The following is an 18,844-nucleotide window of genomic DNA, read 5'->3' on the forward strand; positions in this document are numbered from 1 at the left end:
TCCTGTGCCACGCCGTCTTCTGTCAGCCCGGCCTCGATATCCTGCAGAATCAAGAGCGGATCCTCCGTCCGGGGGTTGTCGGAAGTGACAAAGACATGATCGCTGTACTTCGCGGCAATCTTGCCCATGAGCGGCCGTTTGGTCTTATCTCTGTCTCCGCCGCATCCGAACACAGTCAGCACCTTCCCGCCGGCAAATTCGCAGACCGCTCTCAGTACATTCTCCAGGCCATCCGGTGTATGGGCATAGTCTACAATCACAGCATAATCCTGGCCTGCATCGACAGACTCCACACGTCCATCCACACCGGCTACAGATTCCAGACTGGTCTTGATCTCTTCCAGCGGAACATCTTCAAGCAGTGCGGCTGTAATTGCAGCAAGCGCATTGTAGACATTAAACTTACCGACCATACGCAGCGAAATGTCAGCCTCTCCCTTAAACGTATCCACATGGAAAAAAGTTCCCTTTGACGTGATCGATATCTGCGAAGCTCTAACATTCGCTTTGCTGTCAATACCGTATGTAATCACTTCCGCTGCGGTTTGGGCGGCAAAATAAGCAGCAGCCTCATCATCGGCATTCAGCACGGCATATTTGCGTTCTTCTTTCCATGGTGAAATCACATTTCCCAGACGTGAGAAGAACAGCCCTTTTGCTGCGCGGTATTCCTCCATCGTATGATGGTAATCCAGATGGTCCTGGGTTAAATTCGTGAAAATAGCTGTGCGGTAATCCGTACCTTTCACCCGTCCCTGATGGAGCGCATGGGAAGATACTTCCATCACGCAGCACTCTACACCCTTTAGAGCCATATCATTCAGCGTGCGCTGAAGCTCAAGCGATTCTTGTGTAGTACCTGACGCTGTGTAGGTCTGGCCGTCATAACGCAACTGGATCGTACCGATCAGCCCTGTCTTTACCCCATGATCCTCCATAATCCGTTCGATCAGATAGGTGGTCGTTGTTTTACCGTTCGTTCCGGTCACACCAATCATCTTCATCCGGCTGCTCGGCGAACCGAAGAAGGCATTGGACAATACGGACATCGCAAACCGGCAGTCATCTACGATTAGCTGAGGCAGATCTATGTCCAGCTTCCGTTCGCAGACAAGAGCAGAAGCGCCGTTTGCCGCCGCCTGCGGCGCAAATTCGTGACCATCCACCGTAAAACCCGGGAGACAGATAAACAGGTCACCCGGTTTAACTTTCCGGGAATCCGCCTGAATATCTGAAATCTCAGTTTCCCCTTCCCCGTACAAGCGCGAAGCCGCGAGACAAGAAGATAATTCTTTAATTTTCATAACTAATCCCTCACTCTGCAATTTCGGATAAGAAGATATACTTACTACTATCATTCACTGGAAGTACCCATATAAATCCTGATGGTTGAACCCTGTTCAACTCTTGCCCCAGGCTTGGGAGCCTGATTAATTACAGTATTGCCAGTCCCGGAACGGGCAAGCGTAAAGTTCATATTCAGATCCTCATAAATATCCTGTACTGTAGCGCCTGTAAGATCGGGAACTGTAACAATCGGAATTTCTCCGTATTTATAGGTTTTGGGAAGCTGATCTTTCCGTTCCGGCACCTTTAAATAATGCAGGGAATCCTCCAGAATATTCTGTACGATCGGAGCGGCTACAACGCCCCCGAACTGTATTCCTTTGGGATTATCAACCGCGGTGTATACTACGATCTGCGGATCATCCGCTGGCGCAAAGCCGACAAAAGAAACAATGTGCTCCGTCGGAGAATAACGGCCGTTAATCACCTTTTGTGCCGTCCCCGTCTTACCTCCCACCCGGTAGCCGTCAATAAATGCCGGCCGCCCGGTGCCTTTGGCAACCACGCTCTCGAGGGCAGCCCGCACTTTCTTCGACGTTTCTTCCGAAATCACTTGCCGCACTTCCTTAGGTTGAACCTCCGATACGGTCTCACCCGTTTCCGGATTGATCCAGGCCTTGGCGACATGGGGGGTAAACAGTTTGCCGCCGTTAATGGCTGCCGACACTGCTGCGATCTGCTGAATAGGTGTAACCGAGACCCCTTGGCCAAAAGCAGTAGTTGCCAGTTCCACCGGCCCGACCTGGGAAGGCTTGAACAGAATTCCGCTCGCTTCTCCGTTCAAATCAATGCCTGTCTTCGTTCCGAAGCCAAAATCACGGATATATTTGAACAAGGTATCTTTACCAAGCCGCTGCCCCAGTGCCACAAACCCGGGGTTGCATGAATTTTCGACCACTTCAAGGAAGGTCTGGCTGCCATGGCCGCCCTTTTTCCAGCAGCGCAGCTTCGCACCTCCGACCTCAATATATCCCGGATCAAAAAAATGCTCATTCTGCAAATCAACTTTATTCTCTTCCAGCGCAGCAGCCAAGGTAATAATCTTGAACGTTGACCCCGGCTCATATGTCATCCATATCGGCAGATTGCGGTTATAGACCTCTGCATTATATTCCTTGTAAGCGCCAGGTTCATAACCCGGCCTGCTGGCCATGGCCAGAATTTCGCCGTTCTTCGGATTCATCGCGATTGACCAGGCGCCCTGTGCCTGATATTTGACCATTGCCTGATCCAGCTCGCGTTCCATGATCGATTGAATTTGCTTATCAATCGTCAGCTGCAGGCTGAGGCCTTCCTGAGGTTTAGAATATTTCTCTGAGGAGCCTGGCATCAGCCGTCCGCCCGCATCGGACAAATAACTCACATTGCCTTCTATTCCTTTAAGAAGCTTATCGTATATGCTTTCTACTCCGGTAATCCCCTGATTATCAATCCCGGTGAACCCGAGAATATGTGCTGCCAAATCTCCGAAGGGATAGTAACGCTTGTTATCCTCAGCCACAACGATGCCCGGCAGCTGCAAATCACGGATGCTCGCGGCAAGCTCCATCGTAATTTTGCGGCCGCCGGGCTGTAGCTTCACCGACATCTCACGTTTGGACATTAAAGCTGCCAGCTTCTCTTCGGTCATGCCAAGAAGCGGAGCCAGCTGCTGTGCCGTCATTTGCTTATCCTTCACCTGTACGGGAACCGCATAAACCGTAGGCGAGCTGACATTGTAGGCCAGCGCGACGCCTTCGCGGTCCAATATTTCACCGCGCTTTGCGGTATACGGAATATTACGACGCCACGACTCCTCAGCCTTAGCGCTTAGCTTCTCACCTTGAAAGAGCTGCACATAGGCAAGACGTACGGCCAGTGAACTGAACAATACAGCCAGTCCCAGCAGTGTCCACAGCATTCTCCGCCGAGTTACGACTTTCGAAACCTTCATTCCGTTCTCCCCGCTTTCGCTCGTATAGACATGATCTCTTATCTTCATGACTATTCGGGACAAACAGGGCTTAGAACAAGCCTCACTATTTGGCACAGCTAACTATATAGATTGAACTTGTGATTTTGTATTTTGGGATTGGCCGTGTCTGCAGAGAATGTTTGGACTTCCGGCCGCTGCCCGTCTACAGATTTCTTGATTCTATACCGCTGTTCGCGGTGGAAATCCGCAGACAGCTTATGCTTCCGTAGCGAGCTTTTCTTCGCAAAGCTTTCAGGCGGACGCTTCCGCTCCTACAGTTCCAAAATTCCCTTCCGCCACTTTTCCCTACATGGTTATTTCCAAGTTCAATTTATATAGGTGATTTTGGGTATAATCGGGTTTTAACGCCCAACTGCTTTTGTTAGCCTCCGCTATCCTCAGAACCCGCTGCATCGTCATCTGCGGCTGTAACAGGAATTTCCTCTCCGTATTCATTGAGCGGACTGAGCTTCAGGGTCACCAGCTTTTTGCCATTCTGATCTGATTCGGTCTGCTCTGTGACATACCCTTCACCTTCAACCGCAATGCCGACCTTCAGCAGATTAAGAACCTCCAGCGCATCACGCAGTGACTGCCCGCGCAAATCAGGGATGGCCGTTTGATCCCCCTGCTGGCTAAGCAAATAGATCCGCTGGCCCGAAGCGAGCAGGGTGCCCTTCTCCGGATACTGGCTTACTACATTTGCCCCTCCGCCGACCGTTTCAAAATCATATCCCTGATCGAGCAAGAGCTCCCTGGCATCCTTAACCGTTTTGCCGGTTAAATCCGGTGTAGAACGCTGCGGCACTGCAGCAGTTTGTGTCACCTTCGTACCCGCTTCCTTTGTACTTTCAACCGTTTTGGGTACGCCCATATACTGGAGGGACTGCGAAACGATTTCTTTGAAGACCGGCGCTGCTGCGGTACCGCCGCCAACCTCAACGTTTGGTTCATCGATAATGACGATAACCGCGATCTTCGGATCATTAACCGGGGCATACCCGATAAAGGATACAAGCACCTTGGACTTCACGTAATCCTGACCCTCTACCTTGATTGCTGTACCAGTCTTACCTGCTACCCGGTAGCCTTCAATGTAGGCATGACGTCCGGTACCGATACTCTGATCCGATACAACCTGCTCCAGATAGCTTCCGGTCTCCCGTGCACTTGCCTCTGAGATAACCTGACGGACAACCTCTGGCTGGGTGACCGTCGTTTTTCCGGTATTCGGATCGGTCACTTCCTTGACGACATGCGGCACCAACAGCTTACCGCCGTTCGCGATGGCGGCTACTGCCGTAAGCTGCTCGATTGGCGTTACCTGTACCTTCCCGTGTCCGTAAGCCAGTGTGGCATACTCAACAGAATATTGCGGTGTTACCCGGCCTGAGACTTCTCCCGGCAGATCGATGCCAGTTTTCTCTTCAAACCCAAAATCATGAATATACTGGGTCAGCCGTTCCTGTCCCAGCATCTCATAACCCAGCTTTACAAAAGCAACGTTACTGGAGCGTTTTACACCTTCTAGAAAGGAAATCTCACCCCAACCGGAGCGGTTGATGTCATGGAGCGCTTTACTGTAGCCCTTGATACGGATCGAACCTGACTTAAAGGTGGCATCGGGATTAAACAGCTTCTCCTGCACCGTCCCGGCCAGCGTTACAATTTTGAAGGTGGAACCGGGCTCGTAGATCGATTTAATCGCATGATTCAAAAAGTCTCCCTGATCTGTTGTCTTCCAGAATTCATTGGGATTAAACGTAGGCATGTTCGCCATACCGAGAATATCCATCGTGTTCGGATCCGCGGCAATAACAGTCATGCTCTTCGGTTTGTACTGGTCATAAGCCTTCTGCATCGCATCTTCAATATAACGTTGAATCATACTGTCAATGGTCAGCTTGAAATTACTCCCGTTTACCGCGGGCTGATAGGTGTCCTGAGAGTCAGGAAGCTTAATCCCCTTGCCGTCACTCTGATAATTGAGCTCGCCGTTGGTTCCCTTGAGCTTCTCGTCAAAATATTTTTCCAGCCCCATGATGGCAACGCCGTCCCGGTTGGTATAGCCCAAAATATGCGCAGCCAAAGAATCCTTCGGATAATAGCGTTTCTGCTCCGTGATAAGTCCGACCCCGGTCTCGAGAATATCATGCTCTTCTTCCAGACCTTCGTAGAATTCCTTCACCTTATCCGCAAGCTCCTTGTCAATCTTCCAGCCTTCATTGCGGATTTCACGGTTCTTGAGGTGGTTCCCGTTCTTATCCTTGGCTTCGACCAGCGCCTTCAGTTCATTCTCCGGTTTGCCCAGCAGTTCGTGGAGCCCCTGAATTACCTCTTCACCGAGCCCCTGCTCCGCTATGACCTCAGGGTTCACAACAACCGTGTAAGCCGGAACATCGCTGGCCAGAACACTTCCATTGCGGTCTTCGATCGTTCCCCGCTTAGCTTTGATGACTGAGGTATGCGCCCATTGGGTAATTGCCTTTTCATGCCAGAAATCGTTTTGCAGCACCTGAATCCAGAATACCCTGGCAACTAAAACAAGAAAAAAGAGGGTAATACACCCTCCTATAAACAGCGTGCGAAGTTTGATTCTCTTTACCATAAGGAAACCTCACAAACTCTATTATTGCGGCTGCTGTCAGCCGCTAATTGTCGTTTCCGTCAGCTGCCGTACCTTTAGCGGATACATAGATTGTGGAATCTTCAGGCGGCTGAATATAGCCCAGCTTTTCAGCTTTCGCGGCCACCAGCTGCTCTAAAGACTGCTTCTCCATTTGATAAGTGGCAATTTGCTTTTGAGTTTCAGCGATCTTGCTGTCCAGCTTCTGAGCCTGCATATTCAAATCATAAATATGGACGTAACGCCAAATCAGGGCGACAGCTACCAGCACAAATGCCCCCAGTGTCAGCATATACAAAAGCTTCTCCTGTGTCGGCAGCACCATCCGTCTGGTGACAACTTTCGTCTTCTCGCGGTAAAGCGGGTTTACCTCTTGTTTTCTCTTGGGTTGGACTGCTAAATTGCCGCGGGTATAGGCCATCTCTGACTCTCCTTTATCGTCGTATTTTACAATTTCTCTGCAACGCGTAATTTCGCTGAACGGGCGCGCGGGTTAAGCTCAAGTTCTTCCTCGGAAGGAACCAGCGGCTTACGGTTTATTAACTTGAGCGTGCCTTCGGCGCCGCAAACGCAAAATGGAAAGTCAGGCGGACAAGTACATCTGCTCAAATAGCTGCTGAAAATCTGCTTGCAAATCCGGTCCTCCAGCGAGTGAAAAGTAATGACTGACACTCTTCCCTCCGGCGCCAGGCAGCGTACAGCTCCATGCAGTCCTTCTTCAAACGCTCCCAGCTCATCATTAACTGCAATCCTGAGTCCTTGAAAACTGCGTTTCGCAGGATGTCCTCCCGTTCTCCGCGCGGCTGCGGGAATGCCCTCCTTGATCAGCTCGGCCAATTCTCCGGTACTCTCTACCGGACGCTCCTCACGCCTCTCCACAATTTTCCGGGCAATCCGCCGTGAGAACTTCTCTTCTCCATATTGGAAAAGCACTCGGGCGATTTCCTGTTCGGGCCATGTGTTAACTATTTCGGCTGCGGTCAAGTCTGCGGACTGATCCATCCGCATATCAAGCGGGGCATCGTGGTTATAGCTGAACCCCCGCTCCCCTTCATCAAACTGGGGTGAAGATACGCCAAGGTCAAACAGTATGCCGTCTACCTGGGGTACACCGTCTTTTTGCGGAACAAACGGAAGAGTCTTCAGGACCTGTTCAAGGTCACGGAAGTTGGTCTTAACCAGAACCACCTTCTCTCCGTATTCAGCCAGGCGTTCTCTGGCATTCTCCAGGGCCCAATCATCCTGATCCAGACAGATGAGCCGGCCGCAGCCGCTAAGCTTGGACGCAATAAGCGAACTGTGTCCCGCTCCTCCAAGTGTACAGTCGACATAAATGCCGTCCTTCTTGATGTGCAGCCCTTCTGTCGCTTCTTCTTTAAGCACCGTGATGTGGTGAAACAAGCTGCATCCCTCCAGGGCAGTATTCGAATTGTGTATGTTTTATAGATCAAAATTGAAATCAACCAATTTTTCGGCAATCTCGTTGAACGATTCCTCTGACTGTTCGAAGTACTGCTCCCATAGCTCCTTGTTCCAGATCTCCACCCGGTTCGAAACGCCCAGAATAACACAGTCCTTGTCCAGCTTGGCATATTGCCGCAAATTCCCCGGCAGATTTACCCTGCCCTGCTTGTCCCAGACGCATTCGGTCGCTCCCGAGAAAAAAAAGCGGCTGAATGCACGGGCATCCGATTTCATCAGTGAAAGGCTTTTGAGCTTTTGCTCCATGATTCCCCATTCTTCCATGGGATAAACAAACAGGCAGGAGTCAAGGCCGCGGGTCGCAACGAAAGAGGTTCCGAGCAATTCACGGAACTTAGCCGGGATAATGATCCGGCCTTTGTCGTCAATGCTATGCTGGAATTCCCCCATAAACATCGTTTTACCCACTCCTTGTTACCGATTCCCCACTTTACCCCACTTCACACCACCTAAGCATAATAGATTCGCCATTAAAAATCAAAAACCTTTTTCACACGTGAGGTAATTTTTTCTTATTTGTCAAGTCTCCATAAAAATAACCTGGGCCGTTTGTCGGCACCAGGCTTTAGTGTTTAAACTGTACCGCTTAACCGTTCAAATTCCAGCTGTCCAAATAATCGATCTGTGCCGGGGTTAGACTGTCGATAGCAATTCCCAAGCTTTCAAGCTTGTAACGCGCCACCTGTTCATCCAGGTCATAGGGAACGTTCTCCACTTTGACACCGATATTCTTGTAGTTGTCATTTACATATTTGAGGGACAGTGCCTGCAGTGCAAAGGTGGTATCCATAATTTCCGCCGGATGACCGTCTGCCGCACCCAGATTGACCAGTCTGCCTTCTGCCAGCAGATAGAGCTTACGGCCATCCTTCAGCTGGTACTCTTCGATGTTTTTGCGCACCGTCCTCTGGGAAACCGAACGTTCAGCCAGCTCCGGCTTGTTCACTTCCACATCAAAATGCCCTGCGTTGCAAAGGATGGCTCCGTCCTTCATTACATCGTAGTGCTCGCCGCGGATTACATAACGGTTGCCTGTAACAGTCACGAAGAAATCACCGCGTTTAGCCGCTTCCAGCATCGGCATTACATGGAAGCCGTCCATGTGAGCTTCAACAGCTTTGATTGCATCGACTTCGGTCACGATGACATTAGCGCCGAGGCCTTTGGCCCGCATAGCTACACCCTTGCCGCACCAGCCGTAACCCACTACAACGACTGTTTTGCCGGCTACAATCAGGTTGGTTGTGCGGACGATGCCGTCCCATGCTGATTGCCCGGTACCATAACGGTTATCGAAAAGATACTTACAGTAAGCATCATTGACTGCTACCATCGGGAACTTCAGGATGCCTTGCTTCTGCAAGGCTTTGAGCCGGATAATTCCGGTTGTTGTCTCTTCTGCCCCGCCGCGGATGTTCTCCATCAGGTCGGGCCGCTCCGAATGCAGCAGTGTTGCAAAATCACCGCCATCGTCGATAATCAGGTCCGGTTTGCTCTCCAGCGCCTTAATATTCAGCGCTTTGAACTCTTCCGGAGAAGGATTGTATTTGGCGAATACTGTAATCCCGTCTTCGACAAGCGCCGCACAGACATCGTCCTGTGTCGAGAGCGGATTGGAACCGGTAATCGTAACTTCTGCGCCACCTGCTTGAACTACCTTAGCCAGATAGGCCGTTTTCGCCTCCAAATGCAGGGTAATCGACACCTTCAGCCCCTTGAACGGCTGCTCGGCTTCAAATTGTTCACGGATGCGGTTCAGCACCGGCATATGCTGGCGGACCCAGTCGATTTTGAGATGCCCCTCGGGTGCTAGCGACATATCTGCAACAATACTATTTTCTTTCGACAATGGATTCATTTGAAAACCTCCTATTAGTTTTGCATTGAAGAATAAACCTAAAGCTATGGAGAACGAATTAGTCACAACTCCAGAGAATATTTGGACTTCCGGCCGCTGTTGTCTGCAGATTTCTTGATTCGTACCGCTATTCGCGGTTGAAATCCACAGACTGCTTATGCTTTCGATGCTAGCTTTCCTGCGGAAAGCTTCTAGGCGGACGCTATCGCTCCTACAGTTCCAAAATTCCCCTCCGTTGTTCCTTTCTTATCTCAAGTTTTAGTTCATTCTAAGATGCATTGATTTTACTCCCACCAGCAAAAAACTGCAGCGCCAACCATGTTCCTACATATAAATAATCCGGTGAGTTCCGCTGTAATCCGCCGGGATTGTCATCAGCTCATCCAGCCAGGACAGGCCATACCGGTTCAAGTAATACATAATATTGTATACTCTCTCCTGCAGCTTGCCTGCAGGCATGAGCGACAGCTCAATCCGTTCCCACTGGCGGAGCGCTGCTTCATTCTGCTTTTCCATCGCATCCATGGCTTTTCCTTGCAGAAAGGCAATCTGATCGAGAATTTTCTCTTTATTGTTGTTGCCGAGTTTCAGCAGTCCGGCCTGAATGCTTCCGAGCTGTTCGATCAGCGGCTCATACATTGCGGAGAAGGCTTCTTTGGTCTCCTCGAACCGCCGTCCAAGCTCCAGTTCATCCTGGGCCGCCAGCCACTCCTTCCGTTTCCCCTCAAGGCCGGCTCGGACATCCGCAAACGAGAGTCCGTATTTATCCATATGCTTGTGGAGTGTACCTTCTATTACAGTGAAAGACATCCGCGGCAGAATCAGCGGCATCTGTCCGCCAACCACATGAAACGCATCGCGCGGAATCGCCCAGTAAGCCATTTCCCCTTGTCCGAGTACGGTTGCCAGAACCGGAAGGATATAATCCTGCATCAGCGGGCGGGTCAGAACATTGTTGCTGAACCGTTCCGGATGCTCATCCAGGATCATCAGCAGCTCCTCCCGTGAAAAAGAGATCTCTCCTTTACGGTCGCTGAACCTTCCTTCCGATTTATGCAGCAGAAGCCGCGCTCCTTCATGTATATAGAAAAGATTGGCATTGCCCGGTGTCACATCCGCCTGAAGTTCATAACCAGCGGCAATAATATTCGCAGCCGTCTCCTTGTATGCGGCTTCCAGCTCATCATTCCGTTCAATCAGTGCCTTGAAGAATGGACGCTCCAGCCTGCGCAGCACCGGATCGGCAGAGTCAAGCAGAATAAGGCCGAATTTGCCGAACAAAGAACCCATTAGCTTAGCAAAAGCATCACTCATACTGCATGCTGCATCTGAGGAAGTACGGATAAACTCCATGATTTGCGGTTTAAATTCACTTTCCTGCAGCATACCCTCAAGCAGTTCAGTAACCTGCTGCCAGCTATGCTCCTCTACCGTGATTCCGCTGACTGAAGCGCGCGGCCCTTCAGGTTTGTCCAGCTTGATTTTGGCAATCTCACCCGTCCGGTTCAAAACATAGGTATGATTCACCTCATCCCAGTCATGATCCTCTCCGGCGATCCAGAATAACGGAACGACAGGCCGCCCCAGCCGGGCTGCGGCTTCTTTAGCCGCCAGAATGGTTGTCATCGCCTTATATACAACGAAGAGCGGTCCTGTGAAGAGGCCGCTTTGCTGCCCGCCGGAAATCACCAGTGTTCCAGGCTGCTCAAGGAGCGCAAGTGATGCCATTACCTCAGGAGAGGAATTATGACGTTCGTTATAAAGGCGCAACACTGAAGCTACCTCAGCACGGCTGGCACGCTGATCCTCACTGCCATCCAGCCACTCTGCCCGCTTCCTTCTGCTCTCTTCATTTCTGAAATCTCCGCCGTACAAATGGCCTACCGATTCATAGCGGTCTATATAATCGCGTGCGAGCGCAGATCCGCCCGGTAGCGGTTCCGGTGCTACATTCATGTGCAATTGCCTCCCGTTCTTCTATTCCTGCTGTATGTAAACATTAGGTCCATAAACTCTATATGATTGTATCCAAAGTAAGGAGCGGCGTCAAAGGAATACCGCTTAAGCATAAGAGGCGGGAGCTGAACGCTCCCGCCTACATGAATTACTACTGATGATTATGCAAATTGTTTGGCGACAAAGTGACCCTTGGATACTTCCACGAGTTCGAAGTCGCTGTCATTCGATTTCGTGCCAGCCGCAAATATTGGACTACCCAGCTCATCGTGCAGAATAATGCGTTTCTTGCTGGCTTCAACCTCCGGATCCGGAATCGGAATCGCGGACAATAATGATTTGGTGTAGGGGTGAATCGGGTTGGCGTACAGTTCTTCACTCTCTGCCAGTTCCACCATTCTGCCCAGGTACATAACCGCTACACGGTCACTTATATGTTTAACCATAGACAAGTCATGCGCGATAAAGAGATACGTCAGACCCAGACGATCCTGCAGTTCCTTCAGCAGGTTGACAACCTGTGCCTGAATGGAAACGTCAAGTGCAGAGATTGGTTCATCACAAACGATGAATTTAGGATTAACTGCAAGTGAACGCGCAATCCCGATACGCTGGCGTTGTCCGCCCGAGAATTCATGCGGATAGCGGGTTGAGTGGTCATGGTTCAAACCTACAAGATCCAGCAGCTCTTCAATCCGTTTTTTGCGTTCTGCCCGGCTGCCTGCCATACCATGGATGTCCAATGCTTCGCCGATGATATCGGAAACGGTAAGCCGCGGATTAAGCGAAGCGTAGGGGTCCTGAAAGATCATTTGCATATCTCGGCGCAGTGCCTTCATTTTACCCGGGGACAATTTATAGATATCAGTGCCATTGTACTTCACGCTTCCCGCAGTAGGTTCATAGAGACGAAGAACCGTACGGCCGGCAGTAGTCTTACCGCATCCGGATTCCCCTACCATTCCAAGGGTTTCACCTTCGCGGATCGAGAAATTAATATTATCAACAGCCTTAAGAACTTTACCTTTACCTACATTAAAATACTTCTTAAGACCTTCAACTTCAATCAGGTTCTTACTCAAACGTACTGCACCTCCTTGGCCATCGAATGCAGATTCCAGCAGCGCGCCACATGCGTTTCGCTGAATTCTGTAGCACCGGGATCGATTTGTTCGCAGACATGCATCGCTTCACTGCAACGCGCTGTAAACGGACAACCGATCGGCGGTTTAATTAAATCCGGGGGAGTACCGGTGATTGGAATCAGCGGCTCACCCTTCCTGTGGTCCAGACGGGGCATCGACCTCAGCAAGCCCTTGGTATACGGATGCTGTGGATTTTTAAAGATTTCCCACCTGGTCCCTTGTTCCACTACTTCACCGGCATACATAACGATGACCCGGTCACACATGCCGGCAACCACTCCAAGATCATGTGTAATCAGGATAATGGAGGTCCCAAGCTTTTGCTGCATCTCTTTCATAACATCCATGATTTGCGCCTGAATGGTTACATCAAGCGCCGTTGTCGGCTCGTCCGCAATGAGCAACGCCGGGCGACAGGCTAGTGCAATGGCGATCATCACACGTTGACGCATACCGCCGGAGAATTCGTGGGGATATTGGTAAAAGCGAGCCTCCGCATTCTTGATACCTACTAATTTAAGCATCTCGATACCTTGCTTGGTCGCTTCGGCCGCTGACATTTTCTGATGTTTGATCAAAACTTCGGTTATCTGTTTGCCCACTTTGATAGTTGGGTTTAAAGAAGTCATCGGGTCTTGAAATATCATGCCAATATCTTTGCCGCGAATATGTTCCATTTGTTTCATGCTTTTGTCCAGCAGATTCTGTCCTTGAAAAATTATTTCACCCTTTTTCACTTTCGAGGGCGGGGTAGGGATCAGGCGCATAATCGATTGTGCGGTAACGCTCTTGCCACTTCCGGATTCACCGACAATAGCAACTGTTTCGCCTTTGCCTACTTCAAAATTCATACCGCGGACAGCCTGTACTTCTCCGCCTTTCACAAAAAAGGAGACATGCAAATCTTTGACTTGCAGAATGGGTTCCATCAATGATCACCTCCTATTTCTTCAGCTTAGGATCCAATGCATCGCGCAGTCCATCACCAAAAATGTTAAAGGAAAGCATGGTCAAGCTGATAACCAGCGCAGGGAAAATCATGCGCCAAGGATAGTACATCCAGCCTGTAAGCGAGTCATTGATCATCGAACCCAAGGAAGCAACAGGTGCTTGTACACCCAAACCAAGGAAACTCAGGAATGCTTCAGAGAAAATCGCACTTGGTACGGAAAGTGTAACAGTAACGATGATAGGTCCCATTGCATTTGGCAGCAGGTGCTTGAACAACAAGCGTTTCCAGTCTGCACCCATCGAGCGGGAGGCCAAGATGAATTCGCGGTTTTTGAGCTGCATAATTTCGCCGCGTACAATCCAAGACATGTTGATCCAGCCTGTAATGGTCAGGGCAAGTATAATAGTCCACAAACTCGGCTCAAATACTACAAGGAGCATAATGACTACCAGCAGGTAGGGAATCGAATATAAAATTTCGGAAAACTTGTTCATTATAGTATCAATGCGTCCGCCGAAGAAACCCATAATTCCACCGTAAATAACACCGAAGATCAAGTCGATACATGCGGCCGCAAGACCAACAATGAGCGAGATGCGGGCACCCATCCAGGTGCGGACAAATACGTCACGACCGAAATCATCCGTACCAAATAGGTGATCCCATGATGGCCCCTTATTTGTGCTCATCAAATCATTCGAATCATAAGTATAAGGAACCAGATGTGGTGCTACAATGGCCATAATTACAATTAAAAGCATGATAATAAGCGCTGTCATAGCCAGCTTATTCTGACGCAGACGCTCCCAAGCATCCTGCCACGCGGAAAGGCTTTCACGCTGAATTACTTCTGCTTCTTTCTCATCAATGCCAATTTTGCGAAAGTCCTCAGGCTTCAGTTCTATCTGTTTAACCATATTGTTATTAGCAGCCAACGTTAGTCCTCCTTTCCACCAGCAAGTTTGATACGCGGATCAACCGCAACATAAGCGACGTCCGTAAGGAAACGTGCAACCATCAGGATAACGCCGTAGAAAATGGTGATGCCCATAATGATCGGATAATCACGGGTATTAATAGCCTGAACGAACTGTTTACCGATACCGCCAATACCGAAGATTTGTTCAATAACAACCGAACCGGTAATAATGTTCGCCGTCATTGGCCCAACATAAGTAATTACCGGCAGAATACCATTGCGCAGTACGTGACGGGACAAAATCGAAAACCAGCTCAGACCCTTAGCCTTTGCGGTCTTAATGTAATCGGAATGCAATACCTCCAGCATGCTGGAGCGGGTAAGACGGGCTATTACGGCTATTGGTGATGCCGTCAGTGCCATAACCGGCAAGAAATAATTCATCGGCCCTTTGAAGCCCATTACGGGGAATACTTTCCAATGATAAGCCAGTAAATATTGCAGCAGTGAAGCCACAACAAAGCTCGGTACCGCAATACCGAGAACAGCCAATACCATTGCGACATTATCAATCAGCTTACGGTGATATAAAGCCGCAAGCATCCCCAACGTTACACCTACGATAACCGCTACAATAATAGCGACAACCCCAAGCTTAAGCGATGAGGAGAAAGTCTGTCCGATAATGTGGGTTACTTCCTGATTAAGCATCTTCATTGAAATGCCCAGGTCACCCTTAAGAATGTTCTTCAGATAAAGCACGTACTGCTCAAAGACGGGCTTGTCCAAATTATACTGCGCATATAGACGCTGCAAAATTTGTTCAGGAATTTTTTTCTCAGCTGTGAACGGATCCCCCGGAATTGCCTTCATTAGGAAAAAGGTCGCAGAAATCAAAACAAACAGTGAAATTACCATGTGGAGAAATCTGTTGAAAATATAACGAAACATGCCCGCCATCACCTCCTTCGACATTTTTTTACTTACCTATTGTAAGGAAAAAATATTCATTTGTCCATTTGATCAAATTTCTATTTCTCCCAAATAATCACATTTAGTACCTTATACAAAAAAAAGGGATATATATGGAGTTCCACATATATATCCCGAAGTAATATAAAAACTTCAGACTATTATATTACTGTATTAGATTATTTTTGTTGGGTCCTAGTGCTCAAGCAGGTAAGCACGGGACAGGTCGATTGCACCGCTGAAGTCAAGAGTTACACCTTTAAGGTACTCTTTAGTCAGGGAGTTGTTAGTGTAATAGTAGATTGGAATGACAACCATGTCATCCATCAGGATTTTTTCAGCAGCTACGAATTTCTCTTGACGAAGTGCATTGTCAGCAGAAGATTTAGCTTCTTGAATCAGTTTGTCATAATCAGCGTTGGAATAACCGCTATCGTTGTTACCGCCGCCAGTTACCCACATATCCAGGTAAGTCATTGGATCATTGTAATCCGCGGACCAGCCGGCACGTGCTACTTGGTAGTTCAGGTTGTGTCTGTCTTCGATGAAGACACCCCACTCTTTGTTTTCCAGCTTAACTTCTACGCCGAGAGCTTTTTTCCATTGGTCAGCAATGGCTACAGCAATCTTCTGGTGGCCTTCACTTGTGTTGTAAGTGATTGTGAATTGCAGTTTATCAAGACCTTCTTCTTTCAGACCTTCATCAAGCAATTTCTTAGCTTCTGTAAGATCTTCACTGAAGTACTGGGAATCAGCTACTGCAGTACGGAATTCTTGTTCATTGCTCTGGATACCTGGAGGTACGAAGCCGAATGCCGGCAGTTGTCCGCCCAGTGTGATGTTATCGATGATTGGCTGGCGCTCAATCGCCATTGCCAAGGCTTTACGGATTTTAACGTTAGTAAATGGTTTTTCTGTTACGTTGAACTGGTAATAGTAAACGCTCGCGATACCTTTTCTTGCGAATTCGTTAGGCAGTTCTTTTGCTACGATTGGCAGTTGCTCGGTTGGAATTTCACCGATTGGGCCGCCTGCACGGTCAAGTTCGCCGTTCTTGTAGCTCAGCAGTTCAGTTGCACCGCTGTTTACGATAGAGAAGTTGATTTTTTGTGCTTTGATTGCATCAGCTGCGTAGTAAGTAGGGTTCTTAGTTACAGCCAAGGATTGGCCAGTTGTCCATTCAGTCAATGTGAAAGGACCATTGGTGATTTGAGTATCAACCGCAGTTGCCCATTTTGCATTATCTTTAACGGAGCTGTGTACTGGGTAGTACGTATAGAAAGACAGCAGACCCAAGAAGTAAGGTGTTGGGTTAGCCAGGGTTACCTCAAGTGTTTTTTCATCAATTACTTTGATACCAACTTGGCTGAAATCAGTGATTTTGCCAGTGTTGAAATCTTCTGCACCTTTGATGTAATACAGCTGGTAAGCGTAAGGAGCAGCTTGTTCTGCATTTGGATCAAGGACACGTTGCCAAGCATAAGCAAAATCGTTAGCAGTTACAGCGTCACCGTTGCTCCATTTGGAGTCGCGAAGATGGAAAGTGTACACGAGGCCGTCGGCGGAAATGTCCCAGGATTCTGCAACGCCTTCTTCAGCTTGTCCTGTTTCTGCATTTTGACGGGTAAGTCCTTCATACATCAATTTCAAGATAGCGTTCGATGTGCTGTCTTGAGCTTGTTGCGGGTCAAAAGTAGGAGGCTCGGAGCTCAGGTTGATTTTAAGCGTTTGGTCAGCAGCCAATTTCTCGTCACCAGTGTTGCCTGTGTTCGTACCTGCATTGTCGGTAGCCGTGGCGTTGTTAGTCGCGGCAGCGTTGTTGCCATTGTTTGCATTGTTGTTCGATCCGCAACCAGCAAGCACTGTGCCGATTACCAGAACAATTGCAATCATGAGCAAAAGACTTTTACTCTTCTTCATCTAGCAGTTCCCCCTAAATAGAATGTGGTATATGGTTTATGATTATACAACCAGTGGTCAAAAAAATCTAGAGCAATATTTTCTGAAAACACATTTTTTTTAAAACTTAAAAATTTTGTGACATTGACGCTTCACCGGAGCAGTGGAACATTACATCGCTTGTGATATGTATTGAATGAGGACTACAACCATAAAAAGTACATACATAGAACTTAAAAAAAGAAGGAAAGTCGCCAAACCGCCCGGAATAACCGCTTCCCATCAACTTTTCCTTTGATCCGGTTTTGGGCTCCGCCAATCAGTCCAGCGGATATTAATACAATAAGCAGTATAAAGTAAAACCCGAATTTCGCATGAAAGAGGATGTTGAATAAAGCCGAAACCGATAGTAATAAAAATAATGTGGTTACGTCCATTGCCAGTAATAAGTTCTTTCTTTTATCCTGTTTGAGGCCCATTCCAATAAAATAAACGATAAAAAAAGGAACAACCGGAATTACACCTAATGTAATAAATGAATTTTGCAACAACTCCAAACAGCCTCACCTCTCTCTCGCACTCATGCCTTCAACAAGCTGGCAAATCCAGCGATGCAGTGGAACCTGAATCCCCCGGCGCTCTGCCAGATCCACAATGCTTCCGTTAATCCAGCGGATTTCTGTTGCTCTTGAGGAGAGCACATCGGCAAGCATCGAGGAGTTATTGCCCGAAGTTGCCCGGCATACTTCTATAATGCTGTCCCAGGTATTCTCCTCATGGGCAATTCCACAGGCATCAAATACAGTAATCGCTTCCGCATACAGTTCCTTCATGACCAGCATCCGCTGTTCAGAAGCCAGCAGCTCACCGTTCTGTATGCGCCACACCGCCGTAAGCGGATTGATCACAGCATTGATTAAGAGCTTCCGGTAAATCATGGTATTCACTTCTTTCGACACAGAGGCGGAGAATCCTGCTGTTAGGAGTGTTTCCACCAAACTTATTGCTGCCGGAGCATGTACCGGCATTTCCCGTTCAGGACCAGATCCGCCGGGTCCCCCTTCTCCAATCCATGTTTCCCCTCTGCCAGCATGAATAACCTTTGTTAATGTCTTCCTTTTGGCCGCTTCAGTAGTCACTGCTGCCCAGATAGACGCATATGGCATTAGTTCCTGCAGCCGTTCCAGGTGTCCGCATCCATTTTGAAAACAAACCATTTGTAGGCTTTTGTTCTTTAGCGGAAACAGCATTTCAGGCAATTTCTCATGAAAAGCCTGCTGCTTGAGTGTGATGACCACCCAATCTCCAGGCTCTCGCAAGACAGTATCCGCAAATGCACTTGCCGGAGCAGCAAAGATTTCCTTCCCCGGGATGAAGACAGGTGCTGTTCCGTCCTCATAGCTGACTGTTAATCCCTCCTTCTTCAGCGCTTCTGACTGTTCTGAACTCCGGCACCATATTCTGATCCCGGCTCCGGCATGGATAAGCTTTCCCGCGAGCAGCAGCCCCATTGATCCTGCACCGATAATATCAATTATCATGGCTAACTAACGCATCCTTCCAATAATTTCCCTCATTATAGCCCGCTGCTGCTTGCGAAAGCAAAAATAAAAGCCGCAATACGTTTGCCTGGCGGCATTCGTTTGCGGCTTTTAACCGGGACAGACTGTTATTCCATTATTCAATCCGTTCCAGATTTCCGTTCGCATCCATTTTGAATCTTGTTTTCATTTC

General features: G+C 48.7%; 15 protein-coding genes. All 15 read right to left on the reverse strand.

Annotation, left to right across the window (positions count from 1 at the left end; all coding sequences use genetic code 11):
• Window positions 1-1,304: UDP-N-acetylmuramoyl-L-alanyl-D-glutamate--2,6-diaminopimelate ligase (locus AQR02_RS18605; protein ID WP_245237541.1), on the reverse strand; the 1,304-nt coding region annotated here is incomplete at its 3' end.
• Window positions 1,305-1,354: 50 nt separating this feature from the next.
• A complete protein-coding gene (locus AQR02_RS18610; RefSeq protein WP_054941753.1) occupies window positions 1,355-3,280 on the reverse strand; it encodes a stage V sporulation protein D in 1,926 nt (641 codons plus the stop codon).
• A 403-nt stretch (window positions 3,281-3,683) separates the two neighbouring features.
• A complete protein-coding gene (locus AQR02_RS18615; RefSeq protein WP_054941754.1) occupies window positions 3,684-5,909 on the reverse strand; it encodes a penicillin-binding transpeptidase domain-containing protein in 2,226 nt (741 codons plus the stop codon).
• A gap of 43 nt (window positions 5,910-5,952) precedes the next feature.
• A complete protein-coding gene (locus AQR02_RS18620; protein ID WP_054941755.1) occupies window positions 5,953-6,348 on the reverse strand; it encodes a hypothetical protein in 396 nt (131 codons plus the stop codon).
• Window positions 6,349-6,374: 26 nt separating this feature from the next.
• Window positions 6,375-7,328, reverse strand: a complete 954-nt coding sequence (gene rsmH / locus AQR02_RS18625; protein ID WP_054941756.1) for a 16S rRNA (cytosine(1402)-N(4))-methyltransferase RsmH — start codon at window positions 7,326-7,328, stop codon at window positions 6,375-6,377.
• A gap of 39 nt (window positions 7,329-7,367) precedes the next feature.
• The gene (gene mraZ / locus AQR02_RS18630; RefSeq protein WP_038595376.1) at window positions 7,368-7,805 is read right to left on the reverse strand and encodes a division/cell wall cluster transcriptional repressor MraZ; all 438 of its coding nucleotides are present in this window, start codon (window positions 7,803-7,805) and stop codon (window positions 7,368-7,370) included.
• Window positions 7,806-7,995: 190 nt separating this feature from the next.
• The gene (locus tag AQR02_RS18635; RefSeq protein ID WP_054941757.1) at window positions 7,996-9,267 is read right to left on the reverse strand and encodes an adenosylhomocysteinase; all 1,272 of its coding nucleotides are present in this window, start codon (window positions 9,265-9,267) and stop codon (window positions 7,996-7,998) included.
• Window positions 9,268-9,591: 324 nt separating this feature from the next.
• Window positions 9,592-11,223: a bacillithiol biosynthesis cysteine-adding enzyme BshC gene (gene bshC / locus AQR02_RS18640; protein WP_054941758.1), complete on the reverse strand. Its 1,632-nt coding sequence runs from the start codon at window positions 11,221-11,223 to the stop codon at window positions 9,592-9,594.
• A gap of 161 nt (window positions 11,224-11,384) precedes the next feature.
• Window positions 11,385-12,305, reverse strand: a complete 921-nt coding sequence (locus tag AQR02_RS18645) for an ABC transporter ATP-binding protein (protein WP_054941759.1) — start codon at window positions 12,303-12,305, stop codon at window positions 11,385-11,387.
• Complete coding sequence (locus tag AQR02_RS18650; protein WP_054941760.1) at window positions 12,302-13,297, reverse strand: ABC transporter ATP-binding protein; 996 nt, start codon at window positions 13,295-13,297, stop codon at window positions 12,302-12,304. The genes AQR02_RS18645 and AQR02_RS18650 overlap by 4 nt, the downstream gene beginning before the upstream one ends.
• 13 nt (window positions 13,298-13,310) lie before the next feature.
• Window positions 13,311-14,237 carry an ABC transporter permease gene (locus AQR02_RS18655; RefSeq protein WP_054942165.1) on the reverse strand — a complete coding sequence of 309 codons (927 nt, stop codon included), beginning with the start codon at window positions 14,235-14,237 and terminating at the stop codon, window positions 13,311-13,313.
• Between the two features lie 20 nt (window positions 14,238-14,257).
• On the reverse strand, window positions 14,258-15,190 hold the full coding sequence (locus AQR02_RS18660; RefSeq protein ID WP_054941761.1) for an ABC transporter permease: 933 nt from the start codon (window positions 15,188-15,190) through the stop codon (window positions 14,258-14,260).
• A 216-nt stretch (window positions 15,191-15,406) separates the two neighbouring features.
• Window positions 15,407-17,131, reverse strand: coding sequence for a peptide ABC transporter substrate-binding protein (locus tag AQR02_RS18665; protein WP_054941762.1), 1,725 nt, complete (start codon window positions 17,129-17,131; stop codon window positions 15,407-15,409).
• 212 nt (window positions 17,132-17,343) lie between these two features.
• A complete protein-coding gene (locus AQR02_RS18670; RefSeq protein ID WP_082451905.1) occupies window positions 17,344-17,667 on the reverse strand; it encodes a DUF3397 family protein in 324 nt (107 codons plus the stop codon).
• A gap of 6 nt (window positions 17,668-17,673) precedes the next feature.
• Complete coding sequence (locus AQR02_RS18675) at window positions 17,674-18,651, reverse strand: ketopantoate reductase family protein (protein ID WP_054941763.1); 978 nt, start codon at window positions 18,649-18,651, stop codon at window positions 17,674-17,676.
• Between the last annotated feature and the right edge of the window lie 193 nt (window positions 18,652-18,844).

This window comes from Paenibacillus ihuae, assembly GCF_001368795.1.
In the GTDB taxonomy this organism is placed as follows: domain Bacteria; phylum Bacillota; class Bacilli; order Paenibacillales; family Paenibacillaceae; genus Paenibacillus_AQ; species Paenibacillus_AQ ihuae.

Coding starts and splice junctions, on each gene's coding strand:
- AQR02_RS18610 (WP_054941753.1), bottom strand. CDS start 3,280: ATGAAGGTTTCGAAAGTCGTAACTCGGCGGAGAATGCTGTGGACACTG.
- AQR02_RS18615 (WP_054941754.1), bottom strand. CDS start 5,909: ATGGTAAAGAGAATCAAACTTCGCACGCTGTTTATAGGAGGGTGTATT.
- AQR02_RS18620 (WP_054941755.1), bottom strand. CDS start 6,348: ATGGCCTATACCCGCGGCAATTTAGCAGTCCAACCCAAGAGAAAACAA.
- mraZ (WP_038595376.1), bottom strand. CDS start 7,805: ATGTTTATGGGGGAATTCCAGCATAGCATTGACGACAAAGGCCGGATC.
- AQR02_RS18635 (WP_054941757.1), bottom strand. CDS start 9,267: ATGAATCCATTGTCGAAAGAAAATAGTATTGTTGCAGATATGTCGCTA.
- bshC (WP_054941758.1), bottom strand. CDS start 11,223: ATGAATGTAGCACCGGAACCGCTACCGGGCGGATCTGCGCTCGCACGC.
- AQR02_RS18650 (WP_054941760.1), bottom strand. CDS start 13,297: ATGGAACCCATTCTGCAAGTCAAAGATTTGCATGTCTCCTTTTTTGTG.
- AQR02_RS18655 (WP_054942165.1), bottom strand. CDS start 14,237: ATGGTTAAACAGATAGAACTGAAGCCTGAGGACTTTCGCAAAATTGGC.
- AQR02_RS18660 (WP_054941761.1), bottom strand. CDS start 15,190: ATGTTTCGTTATATTTTCAACAGATTTCTCCACATGGTAATTTCACTG.
- AQR02_RS18665 (WP_054941762.1), bottom strand. CDS start 17,131: ATGAAGAAGAGTAAAAGTCTTTTGCTCATGATTGCAATTGTTCTGGTA.
- AQR02_RS18675 (WP_054941763.1), bottom strand. CDS start 18,651: ATGATAATTGATATTATCGGTGCAGGATCAATGGGGCTGCTGCTCGCG.